The sequence below is a fragment of the Enterobacteriaceae endosymbiont of Donacia thalassina genome (genome assembly GCF_012568245.1).
Lineage (GTDB): Bacteria > Pseudomonadota > Gammaproteobacteria > Enterobacterales > Enterobacteriaceae.
This window is the reverse complement of record NZ_CP046188.1, coordinates 208,653-229,237: the sequence shown is the minus strand read 5'-3', so window position 1 is coordinate 229,237 and position 20,585 is coordinate 208,653. Positions and strand designations below refer to the sequence as shown.

General features: G+C 21.0%; 12 protein-coding genes. 4 read left to right on the top strand and 8 right to left on the bottom strand.

Going from position 1 to position 20,585, the window contains the following annotated elements; genetic code table 11:
* Positions 1-5 precede the first annotated feature (5 nt).
* From clpP to dapE, 4 genes are all read left to right on the top strand, one after another.
* A complete protein-coding gene (gene clpP, locus GJU02_RS01055; RefSeq protein ID WP_168919249.1) occupies positions 6-632 on the top strand; it encodes an ATP-dependent Clp endopeptidase proteolytic subunit ClpP in 627 nt (208 codons plus the stop codon).
* Positions 633-700: 68 nt separating this feature from the next.
* Positions 701-1,963, top strand: coding sequence for an ATP-dependent Clp protease ATP-binding subunit ClpX (gene clpX, locus GJU02_RS01050; protein ID WP_168919248.1), 1,263 nt, complete (start codon positions 701-703; stop codon positions 1,961-1,963).
* A 62-nt stretch (positions 1,964-2,025) separates the two neighbouring features.
* A complete protein-coding gene (gene lon, locus GJU02_RS01045; RefSeq protein WP_168919247.1) occupies positions 2,026-4,359 on the top strand; it encodes an endopeptidase La in 2,334 nt (777 codons plus the stop codon).
* A 32-nt stretch (positions 4,360-4,391) separates the two neighbouring features.
* Positions 4,392-5,552: a succinyl-diaminopimelate desuccinylase gene (gene dapE / locus GJU02_RS01040; RefSeq protein WP_168919246.1), complete on the top strand. Its 1,161-nt coding sequence runs from the start codon at positions 4,392-4,394 to the stop codon at positions 5,550-5,552.
* A 122-nt stretch (positions 5,553-5,674) separates the two neighbouring features.
* On the opposite strand, the gene lpdA is transcribed toward dapE, so the two are convergent.
* From lpdA to GJU02_RS01000, 8 genes are all read right to left on the bottom strand, one after another.
* Entirely contained in the window at positions 5,675-7,084 is a 1,410-nt protein-coding gene (gene lpdA, locus GJU02_RS01035; protein WP_168919245.1) for a dihydrolipoyl dehydrogenase, read from the bottom strand.
* A 44-nt stretch (positions 7,085-7,128) separates the two neighbouring features.
* Positions 7,129-8,427, bottom strand: a complete 1,299-nt coding sequence (locus tag GJU02_RS01030) for a 2-oxo acid dehydrogenase subunit E2 (protein ID WP_168919244.1) — start codon at positions 8,425-8,427, stop codon at positions 7,129-7,131.
* Between the two features lie 12 nt (positions 8,428-8,439).
* Positions 8,440-11,106, bottom strand: a complete 2,667-nt coding sequence (gene aceE, locus GJU02_RS01025; protein WP_168919243.1) for a pyruvate dehydrogenase (acetyl-transferring), homodimeric type — start codon at positions 11,104-11,106, stop codon at positions 8,440-8,442.
* A 161-nt stretch (positions 11,107-11,267) separates the two neighbouring features.
* The gene (gene parE, locus GJU02_RS01020; RefSeq protein WP_168919242.1) at positions 11,268-13,187 is read right to left on the bottom strand and encodes a DNA topoisomerase IV subunit B; all 1,920 of its coding nucleotides are present in this window, start codon (positions 13,185-13,187) and stop codon (positions 11,268-11,270) included.
* Between the two features lie 360 nt (positions 13,188-13,547).
* Positions 13,548-14,693: a cytochrome d ubiquinol oxidase subunit II gene (gene cydB, locus GJU02_RS01015; RefSeq protein ID WP_168919241.1), complete on the bottom strand. Its 1,146-nt coding sequence runs from the start codon at positions 14,691-14,693 to the stop codon at positions 13,548-13,550.
* Positions 14,694-14,702: 9 nt separating this feature from the next.
* A complete protein-coding gene (locus GJU02_RS01010; RefSeq protein WP_168919240.1) occupies positions 14,703-16,271 on the bottom strand; it encodes a cytochrome ubiquinol oxidase subunit I in 1,569 nt (522 codons plus the stop codon).
* Positions 16,272-16,401: 130 nt separating this feature from the next.
* The gene (sucB, locus tag GJU02_RS01005) at positions 16,402-17,544 is read right to left on the bottom strand and encodes a dihydrolipoyllysine-residue succinyltransferase (protein WP_168919239.1); all 1,143 of its coding nucleotides are present in this window, start codon (positions 17,542-17,544) and stop codon (positions 16,402-16,404) included.
* A gap of 24 nt (positions 17,545-17,568) precedes the next feature.
* Positions 17,569-20,271 (bottom strand): 2-oxoglutarate dehydrogenase E1 component, encoded by a 2,703-nt coding sequence (locus tag GJU02_RS01000; RefSeq protein WP_168919238.1) that lies wholly within the window; start codon positions 20,269-20,271, stop codon positions 17,569-17,571.
* Positions 20,272-20,585 lie beyond the last annotated feature (314 nt).

Genomic DNA, 20,585 nt, shown 5'->3' with positions numbered 1-20,585 from the left:
TAATAATGTCATATCAAAAAAATCATAAAACTACTGAAAAAAATGAAATTCATACAATTCCTATTGTAATTGAACATACCTCAAGAGGTGAAAGATCATATGATATTTTTTCTAGACTCTTAAAAGAGCGTATTATTTTTTTAACAGGACCTATTGAAGATAATATGGCAAATTTAATAGTTGCACAAATTCTATTTTTAGATTCAGAAAATTCAAATAAAGATATATTTTTATATATAAATAGTCCTGGAGGTGTAATTACATCAGGAATGTCTATTTATGACACTATGCAATTTGTAAATTCAGACATTAGTACATTTTGTATAGGTCAAGCATGTTCAATGGCTGCTTTTTTATTAGCTTCTGGTGAAAAAAAAAAAAGATTTTGTTTACCTCATTCTAGAGTTATGATACATCAACCTATAGGAAACTATCAAGGACAAGTTACAGATATAGAAATTCAAACTAAAGAAATTTTAAGAATGAAAAATTATATCAATAAACTTATGTCATTACATACAGGTAAATCTATTGAAATTATTGAGAAAGATACTAATAGAGATAGATTTTTATCAGCTCAAGAATCGGTAGAATATGGTTTAGTAGATAATATTATTTTTAATAAAAAATAATATCAATATTAAAATTTATAAAAATATAATTATAAAATTTTTTGTTTCATTTATTAATGAGGTTTGTAATGACACATAAAAAGGAAAATTTAAATACAAAAATTTATTGTTCCTTTTGTAAAAAAAATCAAAATGAAGTAAATAAATTAATTTCAGGAGATCAATTTATTTTTATTTGTGATAAATGTATCAAATTATATTATAGTATTTTAAAAAAAAAAAATATAAATAAATATAATAAATTTTTTAATAACGAAAATTCAGGAATAATAACACCACATAAAATTTTTGATTATTTAAATAATTATGTTATTAGTCAATCACAAGCTAAAAAAATACTTGCAGTATCAGTATATAATCATTATAAAAAAATACATAATTATAATAAAAATAATAATATAATTGAAAAAAGTAATATTCTCTTATTAGGTCCTACAGGAAGTGGAAAAACATTATTAGCTGAAACAATGGCACGTTTTCTTAACGTACCATTTGCAATTACAGATGCAACTACTTTAACTGAAGCAGGATATGTAGGAGAAGATGTTGAAAATATTATACAAAAACTATTACAAAATGCTAACTATGATATAAAAAAAGCACAACATGGTATAATATATATTGATGAAATTGATAAAATTGCATGTAAATCAGAAAATGTTTCTATAACTAGAGATGTTTCTGGAGAAGGGGTTCAGCAAGCTTTATTAAAATTAATTGAAGGCACTATTTCTTCTGTACCTCCTAAAGGAGGTCGTAAACATCCACAACAAGATTTTATTCAGGTAAATACTAAAAATATTTTATTTATTTGCGCTGGTTCTTTTTATGGATTAGAAAATATTATTTCTAATAGAATTAATATATCTAATAATATAGGTTTCCATTCAAAAATAAAAAAAAATATTAATAAATTTACAAATAAATATAATCTTTTAAAAAAAGTACTTCCTCAAGATTTAATTAAATTTGGATTAATTCCAGAATTTATAGGACGTTTACCTATCACAATATCATTAAATGAACTTAATGAGAATAAATTAATACAAATTTTATTAAAACCGAAAAATGCTCTAATTAAACAATATCAAACTTTGTTTGAATATGAAAATATTAAATTAGAATTTGATAATAGCGCAATTGAAGCAATTGCTAAAAAAGCATTTTTGTTAAATATTGGAGCTAGAGGACTCAGAACTATTTTAGAAAAATCATTATTAAATATAATGTATAATGTACCTTCAATAAAAAAAAATATATATAAAATAAAAATTGATAGTAAAGTTATTAATAATTTATCTGAACCTATTATAGAATATAGAAAAAATTAATTATTTTTTATATATATAAAAATATGTTTTTTAACATATTATAATAATAAAGAGAGAAATCTATGAATTCTGAGAATTCAGAAAATATTATAATTCCTGTTTTACCATTACGTGATGTAGTTGTATATCCTTATATGGTAATTCCCTTATTTATTGGAAGAAAGAAATCTATTCGTTGTTTAGAAGCAGCAATGAATAATGATAAAAAAGTAATGTTAGTTGCACAAAAAGAAGCATCTAATGATAATCCTAGTATTTGTGATTTATTTACTGTAGGAACTATTACTTCTATTTTACAAATGTTAAAATTACCTGATGGTACTGTTAAAATTTTAGTAGAAGGATTACAAAGAGCAAAATTAAATACTCTATTTGATGATAAGAATTATTTTACAGCAAAAATAGAATATTTATCATCTCCAGTACTCAAAATTAAAGAACAAGAAATTTTAGTAAGAACAGCTATTAATCAATTTGAAAGATATACAAAATTAAATAAAAAAATTCCTCCAGAAGTATTAAGTTCATTAAATAATATTAATGATGCAGCTAAATTAGCAGATACTATTGCTGCACATATGCCTTTAAAATTAGCTAATAAACAATTAGTATTAGAAATGTCTAATATTAATGAAAGATTAGAATATTTAATGGCTATAATGGAATCTGAAATTGACTTATTACAAGTAGAAAAAAAAATTCGTAATAGAGTTAAAAAACAAATGGAAAAAAGTCAAAAAGAATATTATTTAAATGAGCAAATGAAAGCTATTCAAAAAGAATTAGGAGAAATAGATGAACATCCTGATGAAAATAAAATTTTAAAAAAAAAAATAGAATTAGTAAAAATGCCCAAAGAAGCAAAAGAAAAAACATATTCTGAATTAAGAAAATTGAAAATGATGTCGCCTATGTCAGCAGAAGCAACTGTTGTTAGAGGATATATAGAATGGATGTTACAAATTCCATGGAATATAAAAAGTAGATTAAAAAAAGATTTATGTAAAGCAAAAAAAATATTAGATCAAGATCATTTTGGCTTAGAATCTGTAAAAGAACATATTTTAGAATATTTAGCTGTTCAAAATAGATCTAATAAAATTAGAGGCCCTATATTATGTTTAGTAGGTCCTCCAGGTGTTGGTAAAACTTCTTTAGGAAAATCTATTGCAAGAGCTACAGGACGTAAATTTATTAAGATAGCTTTAGGAGGTATAAGAGATGAAGGAGAAATTAGAGGACATCGTAGAACATATATTGGTTCTATGCCTGGTAAAATTATTCAAAAAATGGCAAAAGCAGGAGTAAAAAATCCATTATTACTATTAGATGAAATAGATAAAATTTCATATGATATGAGAGGAGATCCTGCGTCAGCTTTATTAGAAGTATTAGATCCAGAACAAAATATTGCTTTTAATGATCATTATCTTGAAATAGATTATGATTTGTCTAATGTTATGTTTGTAGCAACTTCAAATTCTTCATTACATATACCTTTACCTCTTTTAGATAGAATGGAAGTTATTAAAATTACTGGTTATACAGAAGATGAAAAACTTAATATAGCAAAAAAATATTTATTACCTAAACAATTTCATCGTAATGCTTTAAAAGAAAAAGAATTAGTTATTAATAATAAAGCAATTATAGATATAATTAGATATTATACTAGAGAATCAGGAGTTAGAGGATTAGAAAGAGAATTATCTACATTATGTAGAAAAACTGTTAAAGCTATTTTAATAGAGAAAAATATTAAATCTATTAAAATAGATCATTTAAATTTAAAAAAATATTTAGGTGTAAAAAAATTTGATTATGGTAAAGCAGAAAGTGAAAATTTAATAGGTCAAGTTACTGGATTAGCATGGACAGAAGTCGGAGGAGAATTATTAACTATTGAAACTGTATGTATACCAGGTAAAGGTAAATTAACATATACAGGTTCTTTAGGTGAAGTTATGCAAGAATCAATACAAACAGCTTTAACTGTAGTAAAAGCAAGAACAAAAAAATTAAATATTAATACTGAATTTTATAAAAATATAGATATTCATGTTCATGTTCCTGAAGGAGCTACGCCAAAAGATGGGCCAAGTGCTGGTATCTCTATGTGTACAGCTCTTGTTTCTAGTTTAACTAATAATCCTGTAAAAGCTAATGTAGCTATGACAGGAGAAATTACTTTAAGAGGTCAAGTACTAGCAATTGGAGGATTAAAAGAAAAATTATTAGCAGCGCATAGAGGTGGTATTAATATTGTTTTAATTCCTGAACAAAATAAAAGAAATTTAGAAGATATACCAAAAAATATTATTACAGACTTAAAAATTTTAACAGTAAAAAATATTGAAGAAGTATTAGTATTAGCATTACAAAACAAACCATATTAAAAATTAATCTTAAAATTTAAAGTAAAATAAATATGTTAGAACAAATAATTAATTTAACAAAAAAACTCATTAGATGTCGTTCTATTAGTCCTGATGATGCAGGATGTCAAAATATTTTAATCAAAATTTTAAAAAAATTAAATTTTAATATTAAAATAATAAATATTAAAGATACAAATAATTTCTGGGCAGTTCATAACTATCATAAGAATATTAATAATACTTTAGTATTTGCTGGCCATACAGATGTAGTCCCCCCAGGAGATATTAAAAAATGGAAGTTTAACCCATTTGAAGCTATTATAGATAATAATATTTTATATGGTAGAGGAGTATGTGATATGAAAGGTTCTTTAGCCGCAATGATTTTTGCGGCTAAAAATTTTATTACAAAATATCGTAATTATAATGGGCGTATAGCTTTTCTTATCACCTCAGATGAGGAGGGAAGTGCAAAAAATGGAACTATTAAAATTATTAATAATTTATTAAAAGAAAAAGAAAAATTAAATTTTTGTATATTAGGTGAACCCACAAGTAATAAAATTATTGGAGATAATATTAAGAATGGAAGAAGGGGGTCATTAAATATTAAATTAAAAATTATAGGTATACAAGGACATGTTGCGTATCATAAGTTAGCACAAAATCCGATACATATGGTAATACCATTACTTAATAAATTAATATTAATTAAATGGAATAAAAAAAATAATTTATTTCCAGAAACTAGTATGCAAATAACTAAAATTAGTTCAGATATAGAAAATAATAATATAATACCAGGAAATATTATTATATATATAAATTTTCGTTTTAATAATGAAATATGTTATAAAAATATATTAAAAATTTTTAATAATATTGTAAAAAAATATATAATTAATTATCAAATTAAATGGAAATTATCAGGATTACCTTTTTTAAGTATTCAAAAAAAAATTATAAAAGAAAAAAATTTAATAGAATTAGTTAAAAAAAGTATTTATTCAATAAATCATATATATCCAACTTTAATTAATAATGGAGGTACTTCAGATGGACGTTTTATAATAAAAACACAAGCACAAATTGTTGAATTAGGATTACTAAATACAACTATTCATAAAATTAATGAACATATTAATATTAATGATTTATATATATTATATAAAATATATTATAAAATAATAAAAAAAATTTTTCTTGTTTAAAATTTATGAAAAAGATAACTTATAAAACAAATAATTTAATTAATTATTAATTAAACTATTTATTAAAATAAATTTTCTTAAATATATAATTATAAATAATATTTTTAATATTAAAATAATATTTAGATATTAATAATATCTGTTGCTGATTTTGTATATATTTCGGCAGTTATACCAATAGATTCATAAAAAGTTGGATGTGCATGAATAGTTAATGCAATATCTTCTATATCACAACCCATTTCAATAGCTAAACTTATTTCTCCTAATAATTCTCCTGCATTATATCCAATAATACTACCACCTATAACTCTATTAGAGTCTTTTTCTACAATTAATTTAGTTAATCCATTTTTTTCATTTGAAGAAACTGCTCTTCCTAATGAATTCCAAGAAAAGGAAGAAACTTTATAATTTATATTTTCTTTAAGAGCTTTTTTTTCTGTTATTCCTACCCAAGCTATTTCTGGATTAGTATAAGCTATAGATGGGATAACTTTAGGAACAAAATAATGATTTTTTCCAGCAATAACTTCTGCAGCTAGATGACCTTCATGTATTCCTTTATGTGCAAGCATTGGATTACCAATAACATCTCCTATTGCATATATATTAGGAATATTAGTTCTCATTTGATTATCTACATTAATAAAACCATCATTATTAATTAAAATTTTATTTAATTTTTTATTAATATAATCAGAATTAGGTTTTCTACCTATAGAAATAAGAATATTATCATATTGTTTAGAATAAACAGATTTATTATTATCATTAGTCATATGTACTTGTAATAAATTTTGATTATTATCTATTGATAAAATTTCTGTTCCTAACATAAAATGAAATTTATTTTTTATATTTTTTTTATAAACATTAATAATATCATGATCAACTTCTGGTAAAAAATTATTTGAAATATCTACTATATCTATAGTAGAACCAAAAGTTTGATAAATTGTTGCTATTTCTAAGCCAATAATACCACTACCTAAAATCATCATTTTTTTAGGAATTTTTTTTAAAAGTAATGCATCTGTAGAATTCCAAATTCTATTATCTTTATAAGGAATAAAAGGTAGTGTAATAGGACTTGAGCCTGTTGCTATAATTGCATTTTCAAATAAAATTTGAATATTATCATTATTAATAACATTTAAACAATTTTCTGTTTCAAAAAAACTCATACCATTTATGATTTTTACATTACGTTTTTTTGCAAGAAAATTTAACCCATTAGTTAATTTATTAATAATATTCTGTTTAAATTTAATAATATTATTAATATTAATTTCAGGAATATTATTAAATATTCCTTCTTTTAAAAAATTTTGATTTTCTTTAATAATTTTTGCAATATGTAATATTGTTTTAGAGGGTATACATCCTACATTTAAACAAACTCCACCTAAATTTTGATAATTTTCTACTATTATTGTTTTTAAACCTAAATCACTACAACGAAAAGCTGCAGAATATCCTGCAGGTCCTCCTCCAATTACAACAACTTGAGTTTTTATTATATTATTCATAATATTAATCTCTATTAATAGTATAATGTTAAAATTTGTAAAATTTATATTAATATATTTCTAATATCTGATATTAATGTACAAATATAATTTAAAAAATCAATACCTTCTACTCCATTTATTACTCTATGATCATAAGATAAAGATAATGGTAACATTAATTTTGGAATAAATTTATCACCGTTCCATATTGGTTTAATATTAGCTTGAGATATACCTAAAATTGCTACTTCTGGAGAATTAATTATAGGTGTAAAAAAATTTCCTTTAAATTGTCCTAAATTAGATATTGTAAAACAACCACCTTGCATATCTAAAGGATGTAATTTATTGTTTTTTGCTTTATTAGCAAGATTAAGTATTATTTTAGATAAATCATTAATACTTTTATTTAAAACATCAAATATTACAGGAACAAATAAACCTTTTTTGGTATTAATAGCTATTCCAATATTAAAATATTTTTTTATTATTAAATTTTGGTTAATATTAGATAAAGAAGAATTAAAATTAGGATATTTTTTTAAAGCATGTGCACATATTTTAATTATAAAACTTAATAAAGTTAACTTAATATTTTTTTGTTTTTTATAAAATTCATTATTTTTTTTAATTCTAAATTCTTCTAATTTTGTAATATCAGTTTCAATATGTTGTGTAACATGAGGAATATTTTTCCAATTATTGGATAAATTTTTACTAGTAGTTTTCTGTATATTATTTAAAATGATTTCTTCACAAGGACCAAATTTTTTAAATTTTGATAAAAATTTTTCAGAATTATTATTTTCTAATTTATTTTTATTATTAATATATTTTAAAATATCTTCTTTAAGAATTCTATTTTTTAAACCACTTGCCTTTATATTTTCTAAATTAATATTTAATTTTCTTGCCATTTTACGAATAATAGGTGAAGCATATATATATTTTTGTGTATTCAAACTTTTATTTTTTTTTAAATCATCATTTTTTATGATATCATCATTTTGTCTTAAAATATGAGAGATTTTATTTTTTTGATTTTTTATTTCATGAATTTGTGATGATTTTGCTTCTATTTTATTTTCTTCTGATATTTTTTTAAAATCTTTAATAAAATTATTTTTTTCATTATTTAATATTTCTAATATTATATCTCCTTTATGTATTTTATCATTTACAGATATTAAAATTTTTTTTACAATACCACTTTGGTTAGAAGGTATTTCCATTGATGTTTTATCACTTTCTACTGTAATAATTGGTTGTTCTTGTAAAATTTTTTCTCCTTTTTTTACTAAAATTTCAGTAATCCTCATCTCTTCTATTCCTGTATCTGGAAGTGTTATTTTTTTATACATATGATTCCTTTTTTATGAAGTTCTAGGATTATTTTTATTTATATTAATTTTATATTTTTTAATAAAATGTAAAATTTTTTTTAAATCAATAAGATTTAAATCTAATAATATATTTAATACAGCAAGTACTATATATAATTCATTAATTTCAAAAAAATCACGTAAATTTTTACGACTATCTGAACGACCATAGCCATCAGTACCTAAAACAAAATAATAACTTGTTGGTATATATTTACGAATTTGTTCAGCAAAAATTTTCATATAATCTGTTGCTGCTACTGTTGGATAATTTTTCATTATATTTGTAATATAAGGAATACGACGTTTTTCAAAAGGATGTAATAAATTCCAACGATCACAATCCTGTCCTTCTCTAGCAATTTCAGTAAAAGAAGTAACACTGAAAATATCTGAATAAATATTATATTCATAATATAATATATCTGCCGCTTTAAACATATTACATAATATTGATCCTGAACCTAATAATTGTATTGTAATATTTTTTATATTATTTCCCATAGAAAATATTTTATATATTCCTTTACAAATACCATATGTATCTTTTATATTCATTGCTGGCATATTATAAAATTCATTCATAGTAGTTATATAATAATATATATTTTCTTGTTTTTTCCCATACATTCTTTTTAAACCATTATGGATAATAACTGCTAGTTCATATGCATAAGTAGGATCATATGAAATACAATTAGGAATTGTTAAAGAATAAATATGACTATGTCCATCTTCATGTTGTAATCCTTCTCCATTTAAAGTAGTACGTCCTGAAGTTGCTCCAATTAAAAATCCTCTTGCTTGTTGATCACCAGCAGCCCAACAAAAATCTCCAATACGTTGAAAACCAAACATAGAATAATAAATATAAAATGGGATCATAGGTAAATTATTTGTAGAATAAGATGTAGCAGCAGCTAACCATGATGCAAAAGCTCCAGATTCATTAATTCCTTCTTGGAGAATTTGTCCTTTAATATCTTCTTTATAATATGCTAATAAAGATTTATCTTGAGGAGTATATTGTAGTCCTTTAGAATTATATATTCCTATTTTTCTAAATAATCCTTCCATACCAAATGTACGAGCTTCATCTGCAATTATTGGTACAATCCTTTTAGTAATATGTTTATTTCTTAGTAAAATATTTAATATACGTACAAATGCAATTGTTGTTGATATTCTATATTGTTCTTTAAACAATATATTAAAATCTTCTAATTTTGGTAATATTAATTTTTCTGTAAAATTTATTCTTCTATATGGAATATATCCTCCTAATTTTTTACGTTGATTATGTAAATATTTAAATTCTAAAGAATCTGGACTAAAAGATATATAAGGTAATTTATATAAATCTTTATCATTTATAGGAATATTTAAATTATTACGTATATATTTTATCGTATCAATATTAATTTTTTTAATTTGATGAGCAATATTTTTACTTTCAGCTATTTTACCTAAACCAAATCCTTTTATGGTATGAAATAATATTACTGTAGGTTTATCTTTAACTTTATAAGCTTTTTTAAAAGCTGCATAAATTTTTTTAGAATCATGACCTCCATAATTTAATTGTTCTATTTCTTTATCAGTTAAATTTTTAACAAGTTCTAATGTTTCTGGAAATTTTCCAAAAAAATTCTTTCTAATATAAGATCCATTTTTAGAATTTAAGTTTTGAAAATCTCCATCCAAAGTATTATTCATTAATTGAATTAATTTACCAGTTTTATCTTTAAATAATAAATTTTCCCAAGTATTTCCCCAAATTACTTTAATAACTTCCCATCCAGCTCCTTTAAAAATATTTTCTAATTCATTAATAATTTTTCCATTACCATATACAGGACCATCTAATCTTTGTAAATTACAATTTATTATAAAAATTAAATTATTTAGTTTTTCTCTTGCTGCTATATTTAAAACTCCCTTAGATTCTGGTTCATCCATTTCACCATCGCCTAAAAATGCAAAAATTTTTCTATTTGTTTTTTTCTGTAATTCTCTATTTTCTAAATATTTAATAAATTTAGCTTGATATATTGCAGATATTGGTCCTAAACCCATTGATACAGTAGGGAATTGCCAAAAATTTGGCATAAGTTTAGGATGAGGATAAGATGATAAACCTTTACCAAATATTTCTTGACGAAAATTATCTAAATAATCAATATTTATACGTCCTTCTATAAATGATCTTGCATAAATTCCAGGTGATATATGTCCTTGAAAATAAATAATATCTCCATTATCAATCTTATTAGATGCTTTAAAAAAATGATTAAAACAAACTTCATAAATATATGAAGATGATTGATAAGAAGAAATATGACCTCCTAAATCTAAATTTTTTTTAGAAGCTCTTAAAATAATCATTATTGCATTCCATCTAATAAAAGATCTTATTTTTTCTTCTAAAATTAAATTTCCAGGATATATATCCTCTTGTTCTTTAGGAATAGAATTCATATAATTATTTTCATAAAAATTCAAATTAATTCCATTATTATTAAGATGTATTATAGTTTTTTTTAATAAAAATTTAGCTCTTTCAATTCCATCTTCTTTTATTACAGAATCTATTGATTGTATCCAATCATCTGTTTCAATTGGATCCACGTCATTATAAAATATATAATTATCTGACATGGTTATTATTCCTTATTTTGGTAAAAAATTATATTATATATAACTAAATTTTAATTATTTTATAAAATAAAATCTTATTTATTAATTTTTATTTATAATATATTTATTTTAATAAAAGTAATTATAATTAATTTTATAAATATTTTATCATTTTTAATGATTTAAATATTTATTATTGTTGTAATATCGCCTTTTTTTTGTAACCATTTACGACGATCTTCTGATCTCTTTTTAGCTAATAACATATCCATAATAGAAAATGTTTTTTTTATTTCTTTTTCAGTATTATTTATAACTAGCTGTATTAATCTACGACTACTAGGATTAAAAGTTGTTTCTCTTAATTGAGTTGGATTCATTTCACCTAATCCTTTAAATCTTTGTACATTAATTTGTTGTTTATTATTTTTATTATAATTTTTTTTTAAAATTTTTATTTTTTCATTTTCATCTAAAGCATAAAAAATTTTTTTTCCTAAATCTATTCGATATAAAGGAGGCATTGCAACATAAATATGTCCATTTTTTACTAATGGTAAAAAATGTTTTATAAATAAAGCACATAATAAAGTAGCAATATGTAATCCATCTGAATCAGCATCTGCAAGAATACAAATTTTGTTATATCTTAATTTTTTCAGATCTTCATTATTAGGATAAATACCTATTGCTAAAGAAATATCATATATTTCTTGTGAAGATAAAATATCTTCAGAATTAATTTCCCATGTATTTAAAATTTTTCCTTTTAATGGCATTACAGCTTGAAAATTTTTATTTCTTGCTTGTTTAGCTGATCCTCCAGCAGAATCACCTTCTACTAAAAAAAGTTCTGTTTTTTTCTTATTATTAATAAGACAATCAGATAATTTACTTGGTAAAATTGAATTTGTATTATAATTTTTTTTTTTTATAAATTTTTTAGATTCTCTAATACGTTTTTGAGCATTTGTAATAAAAATATCAATTAAAACTGTACTGATTTTAAAGTTTTGATTTAACCATAAAATAAAAGAATCTCTTACTATATTTGCAACAAACATAGTACATTGTCTTGAAGATAAACGTTCTTTTGTCTGACCTGTAAATTGAGGATCTTGAATTTTAATAGATAATACATAAGAACATTGATTCCAAATATCTTCTCCTAATAATTTTATATTTCTAGGTAATATATTATGAAAATTACAAAAATGACGTATTGCATCTAATAATCCTAAACGTAATCCATTTACATGTGTACCTCCATATGTAGTAGGTATTAAATTAACATAACTTTCAGTAATAATATTATGATTATGTTCTGGAATCCAAAATAATGCCCAATTTAAATGTTTAGTATCATTTAAATACTCTCCTATAAATGGCATAGTTGGTATAGTTAATATATTTTTAACTGAATTAATTAAATATTCAGATAAACCATTTTTATAAGTCCAACAATATTTATCTTTAGTATTTTTATTTGTAAAATATACTGTTAAATCTGAACATAAAACTGCTTTTGCTTTTAATAAATTAATTAAATTAGAAGTTAAAAAATTATGATGTTCAAAAAATTTTTCATTAGGCCAAAATTTAATTTTTGTACCAGTTTTTTGACTATTTAAATTTTCATAAAATGAAAGATTTTGAATTTTGTATCCATTTTCAAAAATTATTGTATAAACTTTATTTTTACGGAAAATACTTACTTCCATTCTTTTTGATAATGCATTAACAACAGAAATACCTACACCATGTAATCCTCCAGAAAAATTATAATTATTATTAGAAAATTTTCCCCCAGCATGTAAACGACATAAAATAAGTTCAATAGCAGGAATACCTTCCTGAGAATGTATATCAATAGGCATTCCTCTTCCATCATCAATAACTTCTAATGATTGATCTTTGTATAAAGTAACAAAAATATTTTTTGCATAACCAGCTAGTGCTTCATCAACACTATTATCTATTACTTCTTGAGCTAAATGATTTGGTCTAGTAAGGTCTGTATACATACCAGGTCTACGTCTTACAGGGTCTAAACCTTCTAAAACTTCTATAGAATCAGCGTTATATTGATTTAAATGGTTCATCTTTATTAAGTATATAATAATTTTATATTTAAATAAAATATAAAAAAAATCCATTTTAAGTCAATCAATTTTAATTAATATTTATTATATACATCAATTAATATTAGAATTTAATATTAATTATTATATTATTTTTTAATATATAAACTGAAAACTTAATATTATTAATTGTAACATTTTTATTTAAAAAAATAAATTAGCCATTTTATTTATTATTTTATAATAAAATATATTTTTTATGTTTTTCTATATTCTTTTTTTAAAGATATTAAAATAGTTAAGCTACATGAAAAAAACATTATTAATAACCATATTAAATACCACATTTATTTTTATCCATTGTTAAATTTATAATTATTTTTAATAATAAAAATCAGATTTTTTTTTAATTTTTTCTTTATTAAGATAAAAAAACATTTTTTTATAACACCAAAAAGTATAAAATAATACAATAGGCATGAATATAATAACTACATATAACATTATATTTAATGTTAATTGACTAGATGTAGAATTCCAAATAGTTAAACTTTGATAATATTTTATACTTGAAGGAATAATAAAAGGAAACATTATAATTCCTATAGTTAATAGGATACTAATAATAGTTAAGGAAGAACATAAAAATGTTATTATTATTTTTTTATATGTAGATGATAAAAATGTTAAAAATGGGAAAATTATACTTAATAATGGTATTAAATATAAATATATATGATTTTGGAAATTAGACATCCATGCTTTTTTTTCATATAATATATTATTATTATTTTCAAAAATAATATTTGTTTTATGATGAAGAATATTATTAATTTTATATCCTTTTGTAAAAAATAAAACATTTATTAATGATAAAATAAAAAATATTATTAATAATATAGAAGATAATTTTAAAATAAAATTTAATCGATTGTTCATTTTAACATCTTGTATTCTAATTTGTAAATAAGATGCAGCATGGTTTATAAATAAAATTATAGTTGTTATACTGATAATAATACTAGATAAATTAAATAATTTAGAAAAATTTTCCTTAGAATGAATAAAATAATATTTATCGATATAAAATGGAATACCTTTAAATATATTTCCTAATATTATTCCAATAATAGCAGGGGGTATAATACTTCCTATCGAAATGCATAAATCACAGATTATTTGCCATATTCTATTTTTAATTTTAGAACGATATTCAAAACCTACAGGTCTTAAAAATAATGATATTAATAATAATATCATTGCTATATAGAAATGTGAAAACATTATTGCATAAACAATAGGCCATGCAGCAAATAATGCTCCTCCAGTTGTAATTAGCCATACTTGATTACCATCCCAATGAGGAGCTATAGTATTTATCATTATTCTACGTTCAATATTATTTTTTCCTATTATAAATAATAAAATACCAACTCCCATATCTAATCCATCAGTAATAATAAATCCTGTAATTAATATACCAATTATTATTGACCAAATTAAACGTAAAAATTCATAATTTAACATTTAAATAACCTAATTAATTTTTTTATTTTTAAGATTTTTCTCAAAAAAATATTTACCAGTTTTTAAAAAACTTGGTCCTATACTAGATATTTTATATATTAAATATAATTCTATTATTAATAAAATTGTATAAAAAATAAAAATTATTATTATTGAAAATAATACTTCCGTAAATTGTAAAGAAGACCCAGCCATGTATGTTGGTAATATTTCTTTTATAGCCCATGGTTGTCTGCCATATTCAGCAATAAACCATCCTGATTCAGATGCGATCCATGGTAAAGGTATTATATATAAACATGTTTTTAATAAGTATTTTTTTTTTTCAATATTATTTTGTATAATAATCGAAATAAAAACTATTATTAATACAATAAGTAAAATAAAACTAGATAAAACCATAATTCTAAAAGAGAAAAATAAAGGACTTATTATTGGAATAGAATTTTTAGCTACTCTTTTTATTTGTAAACGATTTACATTATAAATATTATTATAATATTGTTTAAATAAAAAACCATATCCTAAATATTTTTTATATTTATTAAATATTTTAATATTATATAATTTAATATTTCCATTTTTAATTTTTTCAAGTGCAATTAATGCTTTTAATCCTTTTTTAATTTTTAACTCATTATTTTTTATTAAATTTTTTATACCTAAAATAGGTAAATGAACAGATCGCGTTGCAATTATTCCTAATATATATGGAATTTTTATAGAGAATCTATTTAATTCTTTATTTTGATTAGGTAAACATATAATATTAAATGATGCAGGTGCTTTTTGTGTTTCCCATTCAGCTTCAATAGCTGCTAATTTAGTTTTTTGAGTATTACTTAATTGATATCCTGATTCATCACCTAATATAATTACTGAAATAATTGAAAATAAACCAAAACAAGAAGCAATAATTATAGATTTTTTAGAAAATTCTATATCCCTTTTTTTTAAAATATAATATGCACTAATCCCAATAATAAATATTGAACCTGTCGTATACCCGGCTGTTACAGTATGAAGAAATTTTACTTGAGCAATAGGATTAAAAATTAATTTCCAAAAATTATTCATTTCCATACGCATATTTTGATAATTAAAAGAAGATGCAATAGGATTTTGCATCCATCCGTTAGCAATTAAAATCCAAAGAGCAGAAAGATTTGATCCTAAAGCAACACACCATGTTACAAATAAATGTTGTATTTTATTTAAACGATCCCAACCTAAAAAAAATAGTCCAACAAAAGTTGATTCTAAAAAAAATGCTACTAAACCTTCTATTGCTAATGGAGCACCAAAAATATCTCCTACATAATGAGAATAATAAGCCCAATTTGTTCCAAATTGAAATTCCATTGTTAATCCAGTTACTATTCCTAAAGCAAAATTAATTCCAAATAATTTTCCCCAAAATTGGGTCATATCTCTATATATTTTATTTTTAGATAAAATATATAATGTTTCCATTATAGCTAATAAAAAAGAAAGTCCTAACGTTAATGGTACAAATATAAAATGGTACATTGCTGTTAATGCAAATTGTAATCTTGATAAATCAATAACATTTAACATTATAAATCCTTAGATTTTTTAAATATTTATTAATTTTTTTTTAAAAACATGTAAATATTTTAAATATAGATTTTTATAAAAATAAATTTTTTATAAAAATAAAATATTAAAAAAATAACTTTATTTAAAGTTATAAAAATAATTTTATAGGATCTTCTAATAATGTTTTTACCAACATAAGAAAACCTATAGCATCTTTACCATCTATTAAACGATGATCATATGATAATGCTAAATACATCATAGGCATGATGCATATTTTATTATTTAAAACAATAGGTCTTTCTTTAATAACATGCATTCCTAAAATAGCACTTTGTGGTGGATTAATAATAGGTGTAGACATTAAAGATCCAAAAACACCTCCGTTAGTGATTGTAAATGTACCACTAACTAAGTCTTTGATAGATAATTTATTTTTATTACTTTTTAATATTAATTTTTTGATTTTTTTTTCAATATCTATTAATGATAATTTATTTGTATTATATATAACAGGAGCAACTAATCCTCTTTCTGTTGCAATTGCAATATTTATATTATAAAAATTATTGTAAATAATATTTTCTCCATCAATAAATGCATTAATTTTTTTAAATGATTGTAATGCTTGTGTAACAGCTTTAACATGAAAAGATGTAAATCCTAATTTAATATTATAATTTTCCAAAATAAAATTTTTATAGTTATTTTTTATCTTAACAATTTTTTTCATATTAACTTCGTTAAAAGTTGTCAACATAACAGTATTATTTTTAGAATCCATTAATTTTTTAGAAATATATTTTCTTATTGGACTCATTTCTTTTTTTTCAGTATCATTATTTTTTAAAATTTTTTCTTCATTTTTTTTAATATTTTCTAGATTATTCAAATTATTTATTTTATCTAATAAAAGGTTGTTTTTTTTTATATTTCTTCTAAGAGAAGGACTAAAATCATTTAATTTATTTAATATTTTTTTTTGATTAATAACAGTATTATTAAGTTTTGTAATATTTTTATTATTATTTTCTTGATTTTTTAAAAATTTTTCCTTTTTTAAAATTCCAATAATTTGTTGTGATTTTACTTTTTCTCCTGTTTTTACTAAAATTTTTTCTAAAAAACCATCAATAGTTGAAGGAATTTCTAATACTACTTTATCTGTTTCTAATTCTAGAAGAATATCATCAATTTTTACTTTTTCTCCTGGTTTTTTATACCATTGAATTATAATTGCATTATTTATTGATTCAGGTAATTCAGGAACAATAATATTAATATTATCCATTTTTTATCCTTATAAATTAATTTCTTATATAATATTAAAAACAGAATCTATTATTTTTTTTTGTTGTTTTTTATGAATAGAAAGATATCCTGTTGAAGGAGAAGGAGATTTATTTCTTCCAATATAATTAATATTAAAATCTAATTTATTTTTAAAACATTCATGAATATATATCCATGCTCCTTGGTTTTTTGGTTCTTCTTGACACCAAAAAATTTTTTTTATTTTTATATATTTTTGAAATATTTTTTTTAATTCTTTTTTTGGAAATGGATATAATTGTTCTATTCTAATTAAAATAATATTATTATTTTTTAAATAATTCTTCTGTTCTAATAAATCATAATATATTTTTCCAGAACAGAAAACAATATATTCAATATTTTCAATGTTAATTTTTATGTCTGATTCATCTATAATTAATTTAAAATAATTATTTACAAAATTTTTTAAAGAAGAACATGCTAATGGATGTCTTAAAAGAGATTTTGGTGAAATTATAATAAGTGGTTTTTTTATTTGATTAAAAGCTTGTTCACATAATAAAAAATATATTTGTGATGCATTGGAAGGAATACAAATTTTCATATTATTTTTAGCACATAGTTGTAAAAATCTTTCTATTCTTGAAGAAGAATGTTCAGGTCCTTGTCCTTCATATCCATGTGGAAGTATAATTATTAATCCACTTTTATAATTCCATTTTATTTCTCCTGAACTAATAAATTGATCTATAATAATTTGTGCTCCATTAATAAAATCACCAAATTGGGCTTCCCATATTGTAATAGTATTTATATTATTTAAAGAATAACCATATTCAAACCCTAAAACTGCTTCTTCTGATAAAATAGAATTATAAATATAAAATTTACCTTGTTGTAAATTAATATTTTTTAAAGGTATATATGAATTACCACTATGTTGATCATATATTACAGCATGTCTATGAGCAAAAGTACCTCTTTTAACATCTTCTCCTGATAAACGACAAGATATTCCTTGAGTTAAAATATTTGCATAAGCTAAATTCTCAGCTGTACCCCAATCTATTTTTTTTTCTTCTTTACTCATACTAATTCTATCTAAATAAATTTTTTTTACTCGAGGATGAATATTAAAATTTTTAGGTAAATCACTAATTTTAAAAAGTAATTTTTTTAATTCATCAATTTTTATATTTTTATTTTTTAAAATTTTAGATTTTTTTTTGATAAAAAAACATGTTTTAGTAAAAAAATCATTTTTATCAAATAAAATTTGATATTTTTTATATAAATTTTTCTTTTTTTGATTATTTATATTATTTTCTAATAATAATTGATTAAAATATAAATCTTGTATTTTTTTATGGTTTCTAATAATATTATACATTAATGGTTGTGTTATAAATGGATCATCCATTTCATTATGTCCATGTCTTCTATATGATACTAAATCTATGAAAACATCTTTATGAAAGATATTTCTATAGTTAATTGCTAATCTTGTGATAAATATAACACTTTCTAAATTATCTGAATTTACATGAAAAATAGGACATTGAATCATTTTTGCTATATCAGTACAATAATAACTAGACCTCATATCAATAATTTTTGAAGTAGTAAACCCAATTTGGTTATTAATAATAATATGAATAGTACCATTAACTCCATATCCTCTAGTTTGAGATAAATTTAAAATTTCTTGTATTATTCCCTGACCACTAAAAGATGCATCACCATGTATATTTATAGGTAAAATATTAACATTATTAATATTTTTTTCCTTTAATAAATCATTTTGTAATCTAGTAATACCCATAGTAATACTATTAATAATTTCTAAATGAGAAGGATTAAATGCTAATTGTAATTCTATTTTTTCTTTATTAATTTTAATTAAAGAAGAATAACCCAAATGATATTTTACATCGTCTATATTATTTTTTTCTGGAAAAATATTTGAAAATTCATTAATTATATTTTTAATTTTTTTACCCATTATATTTACTAAAAAATTTAATCTACCTCTATGTGCCATGCTAAAAATTATTTTTTTTGTTTTTTTTTCTAATTTACTTGAATAACGTATTATTTCTTTTATTAAGGGTATTAAAACATCACAACCTTCCAAAGAAAATCTTTTGGCACCTGGAAATTTTTTTCCTATATTTTTTTCAAAAATTTCAGCAGCAATTAATTCTTCTAAAAAAATTTTTTTTTCTTTAGATTTAAAATTATATTGTTTTAGTTCTATATTTTCTTGTATCCATTTTTTTTCATTATCTAATAAATGGTAATATTCTATACCTATAGAAGTACAATATTTTTTTCGAAAAAAACGATGAATATCAATTATTGTTTCATTTTTTAAAAATAAATTTAATTTAATTTTTTTTTTATAATCTTTTTTATTAATTTGATAATTTTTTAATTGTAAAATATTACTCAATTTTTTTTTATTTAAAGTTAAAGGATTTATATTTGCATAATAATGTCCTAAAATTCTAAAATTATTTATTAATTGATTAATTTTTATTTTTAAAATTTTTTTTTTATAAAAATCTTTATTTTTTAATTGATTATTTTTATCTAAATCCTTATTTTTTTTTTGAAAATTTATAAAAATTTTAATCCATTCTTCTTCTAAAGAATTAGGATTAATCAAAAAATTTTTATATAATTTTTCAATATATAAAATATTTTCATATAAAATATTTTTTTTAAAGTAATAATTATTCATTATAATCTCTTATTTTAATAAGATAATATTTATTATATGTTGATATTAATAAAAAAATATATATCAATATATATAAAATATAATTTATAAATATATTTTTGTAAAATTTTTAAAATAATTAGTTTTTTATATTAATTTTAAAAATTTTATTTATAATAAATAATTATATAAATAAAATTTTTTTAACAAAATTAATATTAATAAATATTAATAGATTTTTAACAATTACTTGATATTTTTTTCTAAAAATATGCTTAAAAAAATTATATTCTTCTATTAAAATTATTAAAATTATAAAAAATAATATAATTATT